Origin of the sequence: Azoarcus sp. DN11 (assembly GCF_003628555.1) — a bacterium.
Taxonomy (GTDB): Bacteria; Pseudomonadota; Gammaproteobacteria; order Burkholderiales; family Rhodocyclaceae; genus Aromatoleum.
The window spans coordinates 1470728-1486075 of sequence record NZ_CP021731.1 but is presented as its reverse complement, the minus strand read 5'-3'; the positions used below and the strand labels follow the sequence as shown (position 1 = coordinate 1486075).

The 15348-nt window shown below is 67.1% G+C and carries 17 protein-coding genes and 1 pseudogene; 13 read left to right on the top strand and 5 right to left on the bottom strand.

Annotated features, from left to right (window positions below; all coding sequences use genetic code 11):
* The first annotated feature begins 119 nt into the window (after positions 1–119).
* The 13 genes from fliF to fliR all read left to right on the top strand — a co-directional run bounded on the left by fliF (position 120) and on the right by fliR (position 11402).
* Positions 120–1778, top strand: a complete 1659-nt coding sequence (gene fliF / locus CDA09_RS06835; protein WP_121427934.1) for a flagellar basal-body MS-ring/collar protein FliF — start codon at positions 120–122, stop codon at positions 1776–1778.
* The gene (gene fliG / locus CDA09_RS06830) at positions 1775–2776 is read left to right on the top strand and encodes a flagellar motor switch protein FliG (RefSeq protein WP_121427933.1); all 1002 of its coding nucleotides are present in this window, start codon (positions 1775–1777) and stop codon (positions 2774–2776) included. Before fliF ends, fliG begins: the two co-directional genes overlap by 4 nt.
* A gap of 36 nt (positions 2777–2812) precedes the next feature.
* Entirely contained in the window at positions 2813–3511 is a 699-nt protein-coding gene (locus CDA09_RS06825; protein WP_121427932.1) for a flagellar assembly protein FliH, read from the top strand.
* Complete coding sequence (fliI, locus tag CDA09_RS06820; protein ID WP_121427931.1) at positions 3508–4911, top strand: flagellar protein export ATPase FliI; 1404 nt, start codon at positions 3508–3510, stop codon at positions 4909–4911. Before CDA09_RS06825 ends, fliI begins: the two co-directional genes overlap by 4 nt.
* A gap of 93 nt (positions 4912–5004) precedes the next feature.
* Positions 5005–5460, top strand: coding sequence for a flagellar export protein FliJ (gene fliJ / locus CDA09_RS06815; protein ID WP_121430762.1), 456 nt, complete (start codon positions 5005–5007; stop codon positions 5458–5460).
* A 73-nt stretch (positions 5461–5533) separates the two neighbouring features.
* The gene (locus CDA09_RS06810; protein WP_164844376.1) at positions 5534–6802 is read left to right on the top strand and encodes a flagellar hook-length control protein FliK; all 1269 of its coding nucleotides are present in this window, start codon (positions 5534–5536) and stop codon (positions 6800–6802) included.
* Positions 6803–6894: 92 nt separating this feature from the next.
* A complete protein-coding gene (locus CDA09_RS06805) occupies positions 6895–7452 on the top strand; it encodes a flagellar basal body-associated FliL family protein (protein WP_121427929.1) in 558 nt (185 codons plus the stop codon).
* Positions 7453–7461: 9 nt separating this feature from the next.
* Positions 7462–8469 (top strand): flagellar motor switch protein FliM, encoded by a 1008-nt coding sequence (fliM, locus tag CDA09_RS06800; RefSeq protein ID WP_121427928.1) that lies wholly within the window; start codon positions 7462–7464, stop codon positions 8467–8469.
* On the top strand, positions 8462–8938 hold the full coding sequence (gene fliN, locus CDA09_RS06795; protein ID WP_121427927.1) for a flagellar motor switch protein FliN: 477 nt from the start codon (positions 8462–8464) through the stop codon (positions 8936–8938). Before fliM ends, fliN begins: the two co-directional genes overlap by 8 nt.
* Before the next feature lie 153 nt (positions 8939–9091).
* Positions 9092–9553, top strand: coding sequence for a flagellar biosynthetic protein FliO (gene fliO / locus CDA09_RS06790; RefSeq protein ID WP_286164399.1), 462 nt, complete (start codon positions 9092–9094; stop codon positions 9551–9553).
* 16 nt (positions 9554–9569) lie between these two features.
* On the top strand, positions 9570–10328 hold the full coding sequence (gene fliP, locus CDA09_RS06785; protein WP_121427926.1) for a flagellar type III secretion system pore protein FliP: 759 nt from the start codon (positions 9570–9572) through the stop codon (positions 10326–10328).
* A gap of 16 nt (positions 10329–10344) precedes the next feature.
* Positions 10345–10614 (top strand): flagellar biosynthesis protein FliQ, encoded by a 270-nt coding sequence (gene fliQ / locus CDA09_RS06780; protein WP_121427925.1) that lies wholly within the window; start codon positions 10345–10347, stop codon positions 10612–10614.
* An 8-nt stretch (positions 10615–10622) separates the two neighbouring features.
* A complete protein-coding gene (gene fliR, locus CDA09_RS06775; RefSeq protein ID WP_121427924.1) occupies positions 10623–11402 on the top strand; it encodes a flagellar biosynthetic protein FliR in 780 nt (259 codons plus the stop codon).
* A 7-nt stretch (positions 11403–11409) separates the two neighbouring features.
* Here the strand turns inward: fliR and CDA09_RS06770 are convergent, their stop codons facing one another.
* The 5 genes and pseudogenes from CDA09_RS06770 to CDA09_RS23810 form a co-directional block, all read right to left on the bottom strand.
* The gene (locus tag CDA09_RS06770) at positions 11410–11859 is read right to left on the bottom strand and encodes a hypothetical protein (protein WP_121430760.1); all 450 of its coding nucleotides are present in this window, start codon (positions 11857–11859) and stop codon (positions 11410–11412) included.
* 19 nt (positions 11860–11878) lie between these two features.
* On the bottom strand, positions 11879–12811 hold the full coding sequence (gene flgL / locus CDA09_RS06765) for a flagellar hook-associated protein FlgL (RefSeq protein WP_121427923.1): 933 nt from the start codon (positions 12809–12811) through the stop codon (positions 11879–11881).
* A 14-nt stretch (positions 12812–12825) separates the two neighbouring features.
* Complete coding sequence (flgK, locus tag CDA09_RS06760) at positions 12826–14271, bottom strand: flagellar hook-associated protein FlgK (RefSeq protein WP_121427922.1); 1446 nt, start codon at positions 14269–14271, stop codon at positions 12826–12828.
* Between the two features lie 65 nt (positions 14272–14336).
* Positions 14337–14870, bottom strand: coding sequence for a flagellar assembly peptidoglycan hydrolase FlgJ (gene flgJ, locus CDA09_RS23815; RefSeq protein ID WP_502697088.1), 534 nt, complete (start codon positions 14868–14870; stop codon positions 14337–14339).
* Between the two features lie 280 nt (positions 14871–15150).
* Positions 15151–15201 (bottom strand): annotated as a pseudogene (locus tag CDA09_RS23810) (hypothetical protein); the annotation flags it as partial.
* Positions 15202–15348: the final 147 nt, after the last annotated feature.

Here is a 15348-nt window from a genome sequence, read left to right as displayed (position 1 = left end):
GCGTTCATGGTAACCGGCAAATAGCCGGCAAAAAATGCCGCTTTTCCACTCGCATGATTTGCACGCGCGGACGGACAATGCCGTCATCCGTAAAAGTGACGTGACCGAAGGATTGCACCATGGCCACCGCCGACACCGCCGTTGATCGGGGAACCCTGCCGCCGGCCCAGCTGGCGCTGCAGCGCTTCAATGAGCTGAGCCAGCGCCAGAAGCTCGCCGCCGGCGTGGCCGCGGCGATCGCCATCGCGCTGCTGGTGGGCGTCTGGCTGTGGTCGCGGGTACCGGATTACGCGGTGCTCTTCTCCAACTTCGAGGAACGCGACGGCGGTGCGATCGTCGCCGCGCTGCAGCAGCAGAACGTTCCGTACAAGTTTTCGCCCGCCGGCAACGCGATCCTGATCCCGTCGGCGATGGTGCACGACGTGCGCCTGCGGCTCGCCGCGCAGGGCCTGCCCAAGGGCGGGCTGGTCGGCTTCGAGCTGATGGAGAACCAGAAGCTCGGGGTGTCGCAGTTCCACGAGCAGGTGAACTTCCAGCGCGCGCTCGAAGGCGAACTCGCGCGCACGATCCAGTCGATCGCGTCGGTCGCCTCCGCTCGCGTCCATCTGGCGATCCCCAAACAGTCCGGCTTCCTGCGCGACGAGCAGAAACCGACCGCCTCCGTGCTGGTGAACCTGCATCCGGGCCGCGCGATGGATGCCGCCCAGGTCGCCGGCATCGTGCACCTGGTCGCCTCCAGCGTGCCGCAGCTCACGAGCGACCACGTCAGCGTGATCGACCAGAACGGCACGCTGCTCACGAACCGCCCCGACCCGCTGCGCAACGCGGGGCTCGACCCGACCCAGCTCAGCTACGTGCGCGAGATCGAGTCGGGCTACATCCGCCGCATCGAAACGATCCTCACGCCGATCGTGGGCCCGGACAACTTCAAGGCGCAGGTCACCGCCGATGTCGACTTCAACCAGGTCGAAGCGACAGCCGAGACCTTCAAGCCCAATCCCTCGCCCGACCAGGCGATCCGCAGCCAGCAGATCAACGAGCAGGGGATGCGGGAGCCGGCCGCACAGGGCGTTCCCGGTGCCCTCAGCAACCAGCCGCCCGTTCCCGCGACCGCGCCGATCACCTCGCCGCCGGTGGCCGCCGGCGCCGCTCCGGGCGGTTCCGCAACGCCCGTCAGCGGCAATCGCGCCGCCACGATCAACTACGAACTCGACCGCACCATCCAGCACACGAAGCAGGCGCTCGGCCAGGTGAAGCGCCTGTCGGTGGCGGTGGTCGTGAACCACCGCAGCGAAACGCTGCCCAACGGGGAGACGCGCGCCGCAGCCATGTCGGACGACGAACTGGCGCGCATCACGAGCCTCGTTCGCGAAGCGATGGGCTTCAGCCAGGCGCGCGGCGACAGCCTGAACGTGTCGAGCGCGCCGTTCGCCGCCGGCCACACCGAATCGCAGGCACCGTTGCCGGTCTGGAAGGATCCCGAGATGGTGGATCTCGGCAAGGAAGTGCTGAAGTACGTCGTGATTCTCGTCGCCCTCGCCGTCGTGTATTTCGGCGTCGTGCGCCCCTTGCTGCGCACGGTGGCTCCGCCGGCGCCGCGCGCCGAACCCGACGAGGGGGAAGAGGAAGGCGCGGTGGTGAGCCTGTCGCATGCAGCCCCCGTCAGCAGCTTCGACGAGAAGCTCGCCCGCGCGAAGGAACTCGCGGTGTCCGACCCGCGCGTCGTCGCGAACCTGATCAAGGAATGGATGGGCGTGAATGAGGAAGGCAAGAAATGAGCTCGATGGATGAAGGCCTCGAGAAGAGCGCGATACTGCTGCTCGCGCTCGGCTCCGACGAGGCGGCGGAAGTGCTCAAGCTGCTGGGGCCGAAGGAAGTGCAGAAGCTCGGCATGGCGATGGCCAGCCTGCCCTCGCAGCAGCGCGTGAAGGTCGAGGCGGTGCTCGACGAGCTCGACGCCCATCGCATCAAGGGAGCGCCGGTTGAAGCCGACGAGGAACAGATCCGCGCGATGCTCACGAAGGCGCTGGGCGACGAACGCGCCGGTCACATCATCGCGCGCGTGCTGCAGGGCTCCGACACCGCGGGCATCGAGAGCCTGAAGTGGATGGATGCGGTGACCGCCGCCGACCTGATCAAGAACGAGCACCCGCAGATCATCGCCACCATCCTGGTGCATCTGGAGTTCGACCAGGCGGGGGAAATCCTCAAGCAGTTCACCGACCGCCTGCGCAACGACGTGATCCTGCGCATCGCCACGCTCGACGGCGTGCAGCCGGCAGCCCTCAAGGAGCTCAACGAAGCCCTGGCCCGCATGCTGGCGGGGGCGTCGGCCGTAAAGAAGGCCTCGATGGGCGGCGTGCGCCACGCCGCGGAGATCCTCAACTTCGTCGGCGCGGCGGCCGAAACGGCCGTGCTCGATAACGTGCGCGAGTACGATCCGGACCTCGCGCAGAAGATCCTCGACGAGATGTTCGTGTTCGAGAACCTCCTGGACGTCGACGACCGCGGCATACAGACGCTGCTGCGCGAGGTGCAGTCCGACTCGCTGGTCACCGCGCTCAAGGGGGCTGCGCCCGAACTGCGCGAGAAGATCTTCAAGAACATGTCGCAACGCGCCGCCGACATGCTGCGCGAGGATCTCGAAGCGAAGGGGCCGGTGCGCCTGTCCGAGGTCGAAGCGGAGCAGAAGGAGATCCTCAAGGTCGTGCGTCGCCTCGCCGAGGAAGGCCAGATCGTGCTGGGTGGCAAGGGGTCCGAAGATGCCTTCGTGTGATCGGCCGATGAATCCTGAATTCCGCCGGAGCCGGCCATGAGCGTCTCGCGCCACCAGGCCGTCGGTGCCTATCGCCGCTGGGAGCCGCCCGCTTTCGGTGATGCGCAGGAGCCCCAGGCAGACGCCCCGCTTCCCGAGGCGGCTCCTGCCGCGCCCGAGCCGGCCACCGAGACTCCGGAGACTGAACCGCCTCCGGCACCGCAACCCGAAATCCAGCTCCCGACCGCCGCCGAGATCGAAGCGATGTTCGACGATGCGCGTCGCGAAGGCCATGAAGCGGGCTTCGCCGAAGGCGCGGAACTCGCGCGCCAGCAGGTGGCCCGCCTCGCCGGCCTGGCCGACGGCCTCGACGATGCGTTCAGACGGCTCGACCAGGACGTGGCGGAGGAAGTCGTCGCGCTGGCGATCGAGGTCGCACGCCAGATGGTCCGCCGCACGCTCGCCGAGAATCCCGAGGAGGCGGTCACCGAAACCGTGCGCGCCGCCCTGAACCAGTTGCCCCAGGCGCAGGTGCGCATCCACGTGCATCCGGACGACGTCGCACTGGTGCGCAGCTACCTCGCCGACCAGCCAACTCACCTGCATCACCAGATCCTCGAAGACGACACGGTGACGCGCGGCGGTTGCCGGCTCCAGAGCCCCGCGAGCGAGATCGACGCAACGGTCGAAACACGCTGGCGTCGGATTCTGGAAGGGCTCGGCCGCGGTGACGCGCACTGGGAAGCGGCCAAATGAGGATGACCGGGGCGGAGGCCTGGACGAGCCACCTCGACGCACACCGCCGCCTGCTCGCGGGCGTCAATCCGTTTGAGGTCTCGGGGCGCCTGACCCGCATCAACGGCCTGGTGATGGAAGCCGCCGGCCTCAGGCTGCCGCTGGGTGCGGATTGCCGCATCCTCGCCAGCGGCGGCGCAACGATCGACGCCGAAGTCGTCGGCTTCAACGGCGACAGGCTCTACCTGATGCCGACCGATGACGTGTTCGGCCTCGCGCCCGGCGCCCCGGTGCTGCCGGTCGAACCCGCTCCGCCCCGCATCGCGGTCGGCCACAAGCTTCCACCGCGGCGCCGCACCTCGGACCGCGCCAAGCACCTTCCCGTCGGCGAACACATGCTGGGGCGCGTGGTCGACGGCGCCGGCCGCCCGCTCGACGGCCTCGGCCCCCTGGACGCGGCAGAAAGCCGCTCGCTGCAAAGCCGCCCGTTCAACCCGCTGACACGCGCACCGATCGACACCGCACTTGACGTCGGCATCCGTGCCATCAACGCCCTGCTCACGGTCGGGCGCGGCCAGCGGCTCGGCCTCTTCGCCGGCTCGGGCGTCGGCAAGTCGGTCCTCATCGGCATGATGGCGCGCTACACCGCAGCCGACGTGATCGTGGTCGGGCTGATCGGCGAGCGGGGCCGCGAGGTCAAGGAGTTCATCGAGCAGAACCTCGGCCCGGAAGGGCGCGCGCGCTCGGTCGTCGTCGCCGCCCCGGCCGACACCAGCCCGCTGATGCGCCTGCAGGGCGCCGCCTACGCGACGACCATCGCCGAATTCTTCCGCGACCGCGGCAAGCAGGTCCTGCTGATCATGGATTCGCTCACGCGCTACGCGATGGCGCAGCGCGAGATCGCGCTCGCGATCGGCGAGCCGCCGGTGACGCGCGGCTATCCGCCGAGCGTGTTCGCACGACTGCCTGCGCTGGTCGAACGGGCCGGCAACGGACTTGAAGGCGGTGGGTCGATCACGGCCTTCTACACCGTGCTCGCCGAAGGCGACGACCAGCAGGACCCGATCGCCGACTCGGCGCGCGCGATCCTCGACGGGCACTTCGTGCTGTCGCGCTCGCTCGCCGACCAGGGGCACTACCCCGCGATCGACATCGAGCAGTCGATCTCGCGCGCGATGCACAGCCTCGTCAGCCCCGAGCATTTCGAGCTCGTCCGGCGCTTCAAGCAGCTGTTCTCGCGCTATCAGCGTTCGCGCGACCTGATCGCGGTAGGCGCTTACCAAGCGGGGTCGGACCCCCTGCTCGACCGCGCCGTGGCGATGTATCCCCGCCTCGAAGCCTTCCTGCAGCAGCGCATCGACGAACAGGAAAGCTATTCGCACGCCGTCGCCGGCCTGGGTGATTTGTTCGCATCCTCTTGAGGCAGATCACGGATCGATACGACGATCGTCGTATAAAATGTAAAAACAAATTACATGCGCGCGTCACGCCGCGACACCGACCATTTCCGCACCATGAGCCATCCTTTTCCCCTCAGGCCGCTGCTTGAGCTGAGCCAGACGCGCATGGACGAGGCTGCTCGCCGGCTCGGCGAACTCATCGCCAGCGAGCAGGAAGGCACCCGCAAGCTCGAACTGCTGCAAAACTATCGCGACGAATACGAATCGCGCTTCCACGAGGCAGCGCGCAACGGCATCAGCCCGGACGAGTGGCGCAACTTCAGCGCCTTCATCGGCCGCATCGACGAAGCAATCGGCCTCCAGAAGGCCGACGTCGATCGCTCGCGCCTGATGACCATCGCCGGCCAGAATGCCTGGATCACGCAGCGCAACAAAGTGAAAGCCTTCGACACCCCGCAGAAACGCCATGAGCTCGGCGAGGCGCGCAAGGAGGCGCGGATCGAGCAACGGCAGTCCGACGAGCATTCCGCCAAGCGCTATCTCCTCCGCGACGAAACCGGCGAATCCTGAATCCCGAGCGCACATCAGCTTGGCATGCGCCTTGCTGAACCACGGCAGACACAGCCGTGAAAGGGAATCCACCATGTCGAATCCGGTACTGAACAGCATGTTGCGCCTCACCGCCCCGTCGGCGCCGGCACAGCCGCTGCAGCGCGGCACCGATGAGAGCCGGGCCGACGGCAACGAACCGCAGGACGACGGCTTTTCCCGCGCACTGGAGCGCCGCATGAATCCCCCCGAGCGCGCTCCCGCCCGCCCGGAACGTGAAAAGCCGCCCGAGCGCGCTGCGCAGGCACCGGAACGCCCGCAGGACAACGCTGCGGACGAAACGCGGCCCGGCGAAGAATCACCCAAGCCCGCCGCTGGCAACGAAACGACCGGCACCGAGCCCCCTGCCAAGAATCCCTCCCCGGAATCCACCACGGCAGAAAACACCACGCACGGTGACAACGCCTCCCAGGCCAAGGGTCAGGAGGCGAATCCCGCCGCCCAGGCGGCAAGCCTTGCCGGTTTGATGCCGGGCGTTGCCGCGCTGCCGCCCGCTCCTGCCGCCAGCGCGGGAGGTGGATTGCTGACCTCCGACGCGCTCGACGCCCCCAAGCACAAGTCCGGCGCCTTCACGCTCAGCCAGCTGATCGCCGAAGCCACCACCGGCAAGACCGCGACCGAGGGCAAGCCCGCGGTCGAACCCGGAATCGAGGCGGGCACGACGGGCAAGGCAAAAGTCGAGCTCGCGACCGACACGGCCCCGCTCGCCTTCGGAACGCGCCTGCAGATGGCGGCTGGCGAGCGGTCGTTGCCGCAGGCGCCCGGCCTCCAAGCCCTGCAGCCGGACGCCCAGACAGCCGGCCTCCATGCGCCCACCTTTGCGCCGGGCGCCGCCCGCACCGAACAGCCCCCACTGCCGCAGTTGCCGGTGCATACGCCCGCCGGCCAGCGCGCATGGGCCGAAGATGTCGGCAATCGCATGATGTGGATGGTCGGGCGGCACGAATCCAAGGCCGAGTTGGTGCTGACGCCGGCCCATCTCGGCAAGCTCGAGGTCTCCATCCAGATCAGCGGCGACCACACGACAGCGCACTTCGTCGCCTCCTCCGCAGCCGCCCGCGACGCGCTGGAACAGGCCATACCGCGCCTGCGCGAAGTGCTGGAGCAGGCGGGCATCAGCCTCGGCCAGGCGAACGTGAGCACCCAGAGCGACCAGCGTGCGCAGCAGGATGCCGGCGCCGGGTCGGGCCGCCGGCAGCGCGGTGCGATCGGCAGCGAACATGCGGCCGACACCCGGAGCGTGCCCCTCGCCCCCGCGTCCTGGACGCACGCGGGCCTGGGCATGGTCGACACCTTCGCCTGACAGCTTGAATTGGGGCCGGTCTTCCCCACTTTTCCGCAATTGGGCGACGCAACTTATCGCGGATAATCCGGTTGTGGAAACAGGAGAACCGAATGGCCAAGGCCCCTACCCCCCCTCCCGCAGCAGCTGAAACCGCGGCCCTGGTGCCGAAGCGGGGCAAGAAGCTCCTCATGCTGCTCATTGCTGCCGTGCTCGTGGTCGCGCTGCTTGCCGCCGCAGCGGTCGGCCTGCTGCTGTTGAAGAAGGGCCACGCCGACGCAGAAGGGGGTGAGGATGCCCCTGCAGCCGCTGTCGATCTGAGCAAGCCCCCGACCTTCGTCCCGATGGACCCCTTCGTCGTGAATCTTGCGCCGGCGGAGGGCGAGCGCTACCTGCAGGTTGTCATGGCGCTGCGCGTCGCGGATATGAAGACGGGCGAGAACCTCAAGGCCTTCATGCCGGAAATCCGCCACCAGATCAATTTGTTGCTGTCGAGCAAACTGCCGTCGGAGCTGTCTACGATGGAAGGCCGCGAAGCCCTGGCCGCGGAAATCGTCACCCGTACGAACAGCGTGCTCGGCGGGGCGCCCGCAAAGCAGGGCAACGGAAAGGCGACCGCACCGGCCGGGCCGATCCAGGCGGTGCTGTTCAACTCGTTCATCATCCAGTAAGAGAACGTCATGTCTTCCGATTTTCTCTCCCAGGACGAGGTCGACGCGCTGCTGAAAGGCGTCACCGGGGAACCCGAGGAGCAGGAAGAGGAACCTGGGGACCAGTCGGGCGTCCGCCCGTACAACCTGGCCACCCAGGAACGCATCGTCCGTGGGCGCATGCCCACGATGGAACTCATCAACGAGCGCTTCGCCCGATACCTGCGCATCGGGCTGTTCAACTACATGCACCGGAACGCCGAAGTCTCGGTCGGACCGGTGAAGGTGCAGAAATACGGCGAGTTCGTCCGCAACCTGGTGGTGCCGACGAACCCCAACCTCATCCTGGCGAAGCCCCTGCGCGGCACCGGGCTGATCGTCTTCGACCCGAACCTCGTCTTCCTCGTCGTCGACAACATGTTCGGCGGCGACGGCCGCTTTCACTCGCGCGTCGAGGGCCGCGACTTCACGCCCACGGAGCAGCGCATCATCCAGGGCATGCTCAACGTCGTCTTCACCGAATACACGCGTGCCTGGGCGCCGGTGTTCAAGATCGAGATGGAGTACGTGCGCTCGGAGATGAATTCGCAGTTCGCGAACATCGCCACGCCGTCGGAGATCGTCATCTCCGCGAGCTTCTCGCTGGAGTTCGGCGGCGCTCAGGCCGACATGCACATCTGCTTCCCATACTCGATGGTCGAGCCGATCCGCGACCTGCTTTACTCGACGATGCAGAGCGACCACCTGAGCCAGGACAACCGCTGGATCAAGCTGCTGTCGCGGCAGCTGCAGAGCGCCGAGGTCGAGCTGGTGTGCAATCTCGGCAGCGCGGAAGTGACGCTGCGCGACATCGTCAACATGCGCGTCGGCGACGTGATCCCGATCGACGTGCCCAAACTGCTGCAGGCCGACGTCGACGGCAGCGCGGTGCTCGAAGTGAGCTACGGGCGCCAGGGCGGGAACTATGCGATCCGCGTCGAACGCTTCCTCGCCAACGACGACGCCGATACCTCACCAATCGGAGGCCGGAATGGCTGACAACGACAACAATCTCGACAACCAGATCACCGAAGACGACTGGGCTGCCGCCATGATGGAACAGGCCGCGGCCGAAGGCGGCCCGGACGCCGAAGCGCGTCGCGTCGCGGCAGACCTCGCCGCCGCGGCGGAATCGCCCTATCAGGCGAAGCCCGCCAGCCACCTGTTCCCGGACTTCGGCGCCGCCTCGCCGCGCACGGGCGGGCTCAACGACTTCGACATGATCCTGGACATCCCGGTCCAGCTCACCGTCGAACTGGGCCGCACCAAGATCTCGATCCGCAACCTGCTGCAGCTCGCCCACGGCTCGGTCGTCGAGCTCGACGGCCTCGCGGGCGAACCGATGGACGTGCTCGTCAATGGCACGCTGATCGCGCAGGGCGAAGTGGTGGTCGTCAATGACAAGTTCGGCATCCGCCTGACCGACATCATCACGCCCGCCGAGCGCATGCGAAAGATCCGCGGCTGAGCGCAGCAGGCGGTCGTACCGGCCGCCTGCTGCGCGGCACTGCATCCCCCGCGGCAAACCACCGAATTGCCCCCCTTTTGCCCGTCTTATTGCCCGGTCGGCAAGACAGGCCCGCGGGTATGCTTCCTCCATCCGAAGAAGCGCAGATTCGCCGTGACGCATTTCCAGAAATTTACCGGTCTCGCCGCCCTCGTGCCGTTGGCACTCGCCGGCGTGGCCACGCCGGCCCTGGCTGCGGAGACAGCCGCTCCCGCAGCCCCGGGCATCACCGACGGCCTCGCGCAGATGCTGCTGGGGCTCGCCGTCGTCCTCGGATTGCTGCTGGGCAGCCTCTGGCTCATCAAGAAACTGTCGGCGCCGCACGGAGCCGCCGCCGGGCTGAAAGTGCTCGGCGCAGTCCCCGTGGGCCCGCGCGAGCGCGTCGTCCTCGTCGAAGTGGGCGGCGCGGTGCTGGTGCTGGGCGTGACGCCAAGCAACGTGCGCACGCTGCACACCCTGCCCGCGGAAGCGTTGCAGGGCACCACACCGCCCGACGCCCCTTCCGTCTCCGGCCCATTCGGCGACTTCCAGGGCTGGCTCAAGCGTTCGATGGAGCGTCGCAACGATGCGAAATGACGCCCCCTGCGCGCCGATGCGCGCCCTCACCTCCTGCGCGCTGATCCGCGCACTCGCGCCGTTCGGCCTGCTGCTCCTGCCGCTCGCAGCGAGCGCCCAGGGCCTGCCCGCCATCACCGGCACACCCGCCCCCGGCGGCGGCACCACCTACAGCCTGAGCGTGCAGACGCTGCTGCTGCTCACCTCGCTGAGTTTCCTGCCCGCGGTCGTGCTGATGATGACGAGCTTCACGCGCATCATCATCGTGTTTTCGCTGCTGCGCACCGCACTGGGTACGCAGACTTCGCCGCCCAACCAGGTGCTGCTCGGCCTGGCGCTGTTCCTGACCTTCTTCATCATGTCGCCGATCGCGGAGAAGGTGTATACGGACGCCTACCTGCCGATGTCGCGCAACGAGATCCAGTTCGACCAGGCCCTCGAACGCGCCTCCGTGCCCGTGAAGGCCTTCATGCTCAAGCAGGTGCGCGAGCCCGACGTCGCGCTGTTCACGAAGCTGTCGAAGACGCCGCCCGTCGAAAAGGCCGAGGACCTGCCGATGCGTGTCGTCGTGCCGGCCTTCGTCACGTCCGAACTCAAGACCGCCTTCCAGATCGGCTTCCTCGTCTTCATCCCCTTCCTCATCATCGACATGGTGGTTGCGTCGGTGCTGATGTCGATGGGCATGATGATGATGTCGCCGGTGATCGTTTCGCTGCCCTTCAAGATCATGCTGTTCGTGCTGGTCGACGGCTGGACCCTGCTCGTCGGATCGCTGGTCGGCAGCTTCGCGGTGTAAGACAGGAGAATTCGCCATGACCCCGGGCACCATCGTCGATATCGGCCGCCAGGCCGTCGAGATCACCCTGATGCTGGCTGCGCCGATGTTCCTCGCCGCACTCGTCACCGGCCTGATCGTCAGCGTCTTCCAGGCCGCCACGCAGATCAACGAGATGACGCTCACCTTCGTGCCGAAGCTCGTCGCGGTGTTCGTCACGATGGTGATCGCCGGACACTGGATGATCACGCTCATCACCGATTTCACGCGCCGGTTGTTCGAATCGATTCCGACGATGATCGGATAGCGGCGGCGATGCTGAGCGTCACCTCCGCCCAGCTCGATGCCTGGCTCGCCGCGCTGATGTTCCCGCTGGCGCGCCTGCTGGGCCTCATCACGGCGGCGCCCCTGTTCAGCAACCGCATGGTGCCCGTGCGCGTGCGCCTGGCCATCGGCCTGGCGATGGCGATGGCGGTGCTGCCGGCCCTGCCGCCGATGCCCGCGGTGCCGGCCGACTCGATGCTGGCGCTGGCGGTCCTCGCCCAGCAGGCCTTCATCGGCATCGCGATGGGCTTCATGATGCGGCTGATGTTTGCCGCGGTCGACGTCGCCGGCGAACTGATCGGCCTGCAGATGGGCCTGTCCTTCGCGGTGTTCTTCAGTCCGCAGACCGGCGGCCAGTCATCGGTGATCGCCGAATTCATGGGCCTGCTCACGCTGCTCGTGTTCGTGGCGATGAACGGCCACCTGATGCTCGTGAACGTCGTCGTCGCGAGCTTCGAATGGCTTCCGGTCGGCAAGCTGCCCAAGGGCGCGGGGTGGATGGTGATCGCCTCGTACGCCGCCGTGATGTTCGCGTCGGGCCTGCTGCTGGCGCTGCCGATGGTCGCGGCGTTGCTCATCACCAACACCGCCCTCGGCGTGCTGACGCGGGCGGCACCGCAGCTCAACCTCTTCGCGGTGGGTTTTCCGGTGACGCTTTCGGTAGGGTTCGTGGTGCTGCTGCTGAGCCTGGGGCGCCTTGCGCCGGTGCTGCAGCGCATCTTCGAATCCGGCTTCGACGGGATAGACCGGCTGCTGCGCGCTTTCGTTTAATGCGGTTTCAGATGCCCGGGAAGGTGCGCGAACGCCGGTAGCGCACTTCGCCGCTCGCGACCCGCTGCGCGAACGGACGGGTCGAGTCGATGCCTTCCTCGAAACGCATCACGTCGTATCCGGCAAAGCCTTTCGATTCGGCGATTTCCCGCGCATTGCGCATGAAGACCTGACGCGCCTCGCCCTCGCCGCCCGTGACCAGGCTCTTCATGCGCAAGTCGAAGCGCACGCGCTCCTCGTCGAGCCGGGTCACGGAGATCGTCCACGTCGGCGCCAGGGGATCGTAGATCGCGTAAGCGATCAACGCGCCGCCGATGAACTCCGTCTTGAACAGGTCGAGCTCGGAAGCGGTGATCGCCGCGCCGACGCCCCCCGCGACCTTCGCCCCGTTTTCCTGCAGCATTGCGCATCCCGCGACGACAGGGACCATCAGCCACAGGGCGAGGCGGGCGGGCACGCGGATCACCTTCGAAACCTCAGCGGCCGAGCAGGTTGAACAGCGACAGGCCCGTTACGCGCAGGTAGGACTGCTGAGCCGCCTGCAGCACCGTCTGCTGCTGCGTGAAGCGCGTGATCGCCTCGTTGTAGTCGAGATCCTGCAGCCGGGACAGGGTTCCGGCATATTGCTGGTCCTGGACTGCCGACAGGTCACCCAGCGAATCCAGTTCCGTCATGCGCGAGCCGACCGACGCGCGGATGGTGTTGACGTTCTCGAGCGCTGCATCCATGTCGCCGATGGCCTTGGATACGGCCGTCGAAACGTTGGATGCCGGATCGCGCAGCGCGGTAATGAAATCCGAGATGGCGCCGAACATCTGCGACTTGCCGGTCGCATCCGCCATGAACACTTTGCTGCCCGGCTCGGCGACCGGCATGACGCGGGTCGACCCGACCTGCATGCTGCGTTCGCCGCCATCGCCCGCATACGTCACGGTAGCCGGCCCGGCCGACGGAACCGCAGCGCCACCCGAGAAGGCGGGCTGCGCGGACTGGTAGCCGGCAAACTGGAAATCCCCCGCCGCATCCTTGCTGTTGGCAATGCCCAGCAGCGCGTTGAACTGCGCCTCGAGATCGGTCGCGATCGACTGATGCTCGCTGGCGCTGAACGCCCCGTTGCCCGCCTCCACCGCACGGGTGCGGACATAGGTCAGGATGTCGGTGATGCTGCCGAGATTGCTCTCAAGACCGGCCAGCGCATCCTTGGCATAACCCTGGTTGGTCTGGAACTGCGTGTTGACGCTTTTCGATTGCGTCACTTCGAGCGCACGGGATGCACCGATCGGGTCGTCGGAAGGGGTAAGGATGCGGCGCCCGGAAGACAGCTGCTGCTGCGTGTGCAGGAGGCTCCCGCTCTGCTGCATCATCGCGTTGCGGCCCGCGTCGAAGATCATGCTGCTGGAAATTCTCACGATGTCACTCCCGCTCAACGTGAAATCGACAGGATATCGTCGAACAGCGTCCCGGCGACCGACATGACCCGGGCCGCCGCCTGGTAGGACTGCTGGAAACGGATCAGGTTGGCCGCCTCTTCGTCGAGATTCACCCCGGACAGGGATTGCTGCGCATCGACCGCCTGCTGCAGCTGCGCGTCCTGGCTGCGCTCGCCGATCTGCACCTCGCGCGCCTTGTTGCCGACAAAGCTGACCAGTTGCCCATAGGCCGACTGGAAGGTCGCGGTGTTGCCGTTCATGACCTTTTCGGTCTGCAGCGCGGCGAGCTTCAGCGCGTTCTCGTTGTTGCTGCCGCCGGCCCCCACCGTCGCGGTCGGCGCCCCCGAAGCAGCCACCTTGCGCGGGTCGGTGATCGCGACTGAGAAGGCCCCGGCGGCCTCGCGGCGCCCGAGGGCCGTGCCGGCGAAACTGCTCAGATCCTTGAAGAAGGCGACACCGGTGGTCGTCCCGTCAAGGTCGTAGCCCGCAGCGTGAATCGCGTTGAACTGGCCCGAGACGGCGATGGCGAGGTCGCCCAGCTGTTCGCGCGCCGAGTTGAGCGTCTCGTTGCGGAACTTCAGCATCCCGCCGAGCTGCCCGCCAGTGAGCAGCGAATCCGGCAGCAGCACCGAACCGCCGCCGGGCGTCGCGAGCCGGATCTCGCCGCGGAAGGGGTCGGGCGGCACCGACGAATCGGCCGCGACGAGCAGCTGCGATACCGACTTGCCGACGACGAGCGGCTGGCCGCTGCCGATGAACACGCTGAGCGAGCCGTCCGACTCTTTTGTCGTGCTCACCTTCACCAACTTGTTGAGTTCCGCGACGAGGTTGTCGCGCTGGTCCAGCAGGTCGTTCGCCGGGATCGAGGTCCCGCCGACCTGCGCCAGCGCGATGCGCTCGTTGATGTCCGAGATCTGGCGCGCAAAGGCATTGATCGAATCCACCGCGCTGACGATCTGGCCTTCGTTGATGTCGCGGATCTCGTTCAGCCGCGTATCGAGTCCGTTGAAGCGCGCCGCCAACGACCCCGCGGTGGAAATCAGTGCCTGTCGCGCAGGAACGCTCGTCGGATTCGTCGCCACGTTCTGCACGCCGGCGAAGAAATCGGCAAGCGCCGGAGACAGCCCCGAACTGGTATCGGCAAGAAGGTTGTCGATCTGCGAGATCTGGGTGTTGTAGGCGGAAAATTCTTCCTTGCGCGCCGACGCATTGAGCACCTGCTGGCTCAGGAACTGATCGTACTGCCGCCGCACGCCGTCGACCCTGGCCCCCTGGCCGAAGAACCCGGCGCCCGAGAAGAACGGATCCGCCGTGGTCAGGAGGGTCTCCTGGCGGTTGAAGCCCGGCGTGTTCGCGTTGCTGATGTTATGGCTGGTCGTCAACAGGTTCGCTTGCGAACTGTTGATGCCTGTCAGACCGATGCTCAGTAGTCCTGCCATGATGACTTCCTCGTTACCGCTGCTCTTACGGCATTACCTAGCAAAACTTTTGCCAGGCGACAGCCTCATCCGGCGAGAGCCGTCCGCAGCGTCGCGCCGCCGATGATGCGCGTGAGCTTGTCCGCATACATCGGGTCGGTCGCGTAGCCTGCCTGCTGCAGGCTGCGGGCGAAACCGGCGGCGTCGGTCTGGCCCAGCACCTCGGCATAGCGCGGATTGCCACGCAACAGGCCCGCATAGTCGCGGAACGCCTCGGCATACGAGCCATAGGCGCGGAAGCGCGCGGTTTCGGTGTAGGGCCGGCCGTTCGCATATTCGGTGACCGGCACCTCGACCACCGGCCCCTTCCAGTTCGGCCCGGCCTTGATGTTGAAGAGGTTGTAGCTCGGCGCCCCGTCGGCCCGGCGCAGTTCTCCACGCCCCCACCCGGTTTCCAGCGCCGCCTGCCCGACCATGAAGTGGGCCGGGATTCCCGTGCTGCGGCTCGCCTCGCCGGCATGTGCCCACACGCGGTTCACGAACTCCCGCGCCCCTTCGGGAGCCGGGCGCGACGACGACAGCGCATCCGGCGATTCGGCGGCACCACCGGCCGGACGCATCGTGTCGGTCTTCCTTCCCGCCCCCCCCGATCACGGCACCAAGGCGGGCCACGAACTGCGACAACTCGTCGGCGTCATCGGCCGGGTCTGCGGCGCGACCTGCGGCCAACTCTGCCGCCGGCAAGCGGCTGCCGGCAACGATTGCCGCCCGCCGCGGGATGCGCGACACATCGAGGCTGCCTTCGCCGCCTGCCGCCTGCGTCGCCGCCTCCCCGCCCAGCTGGCGGAAGATCACGTCCGCCAGGCCGATGCCGCGCCCCTGCGCCATGTTCATCGCCATCTGCTGATCCTGCATCGTCTGGAAAAGCCGCGTCTGGTCGCTGTCGAACATGCCGTTCGACGGGGTCGCATCGCGCATCGATTTCAGCACCATCTGCAGGAACATCGCCTCGAACTGCTTCGCCGCGGCGCGCAGGCCCTCGGGCGAATTGCCATCGCGCGCGAGCCGCTTCATGCCGGCCAGCGCGTTGGGGTCCAT

Excerpts from the sequence above, each read along its gene's own strand:
- fliQ (WP_121427925.1), top strand. The coding sequence starts at position 10,345 with ATGACCCCGGGCACCATCGTCGATATCGGCCGCCAGGCCGTCGAGATC.
- fliM (WP_121427928.1), top strand. The coding sequence starts at position 7,462 with ATGTCTTCCGATTTTCTCTCCCAGGACGAGGTCGACGCGCTGCTGAAA.
- CDA09_RS06810 (WP_164844376.1), top strand. The coding sequence starts at position 5,534 with ATGTCGAATCCGGTACTGAACAGCATGTTGCGCCTCACCGCCCCGTCG.
- CDA09_RS06805 (WP_121427929.1), top strand. The coding sequence starts at position 6,895 with ATGGCCAAGGCCCCTACCCCCCCTCCCGCAGCAGCTGAAACCGCGGCC.
- flgJ (WP_502697088.1), bottom strand. The coding sequence starts at position 14,870 with ATGCGTCCGGCCGGTGGTGCCGCCGAATCGCCGGATGCGCTGTCGTCG.
- fliF (WP_121427934.1), top strand. The coding sequence starts at position 120 with ATGGCCACCGCCGACACCGCCGTTGATCGGGGAACCCTGCCGCCGGCC.
- fliI (WP_121427931.1), top strand. The coding sequence starts at position 3,508 with ATGAGGATGACCGGGGCGGAGGCCTGGACGAGCCACCTCGACGCACAC.
- fliG (WP_121427933.1), top strand. The coding sequence starts at position 1,775 with ATGAGCTCGATGGATGAAGGCCTCGAGAAGAGCGCGATACTGCTGCTC.
- fliJ (WP_121430762.1), top strand. The coding sequence starts at position 5,005 with ATGAGCCATCCTTTTCCCCTCAGGCCGCTGCTTGAGCTGAGCCAGACG.
- fliP (WP_121427926.1), top strand. The coding sequence starts at position 9,570 with ATGCGCGCCCTCACCTCCTGCGCGCTGATCCGCGCACTCGCGCCGTTC.
- fliN (WP_121427927.1), top strand. The coding sequence starts at position 8,462 with ATGGCTGACAACGACAACAATCTCGACAACCAGATCACCGAAGACGAC.
- flgK (WP_121427922.1), bottom strand. The coding sequence starts at position 14,271 with ATGGCAGGACTACTGAGCATCGGTCTGACAGGCATCAACAGTTCGCAA.
- CDA09_RS06825 (WP_121427932.1), top strand. The coding sequence starts at position 2,813 with ATGAGCGTCTCGCGCCACCAGGCCGTCGGTGCCTATCGCCGCTGGGAG.
- fliR (WP_121427924.1), top strand. The coding sequence starts at position 10,623 with ATGCTGAGCGTCACCTCCGCCCAGCTCGATGCCTGGCTCGCCGCGCTG.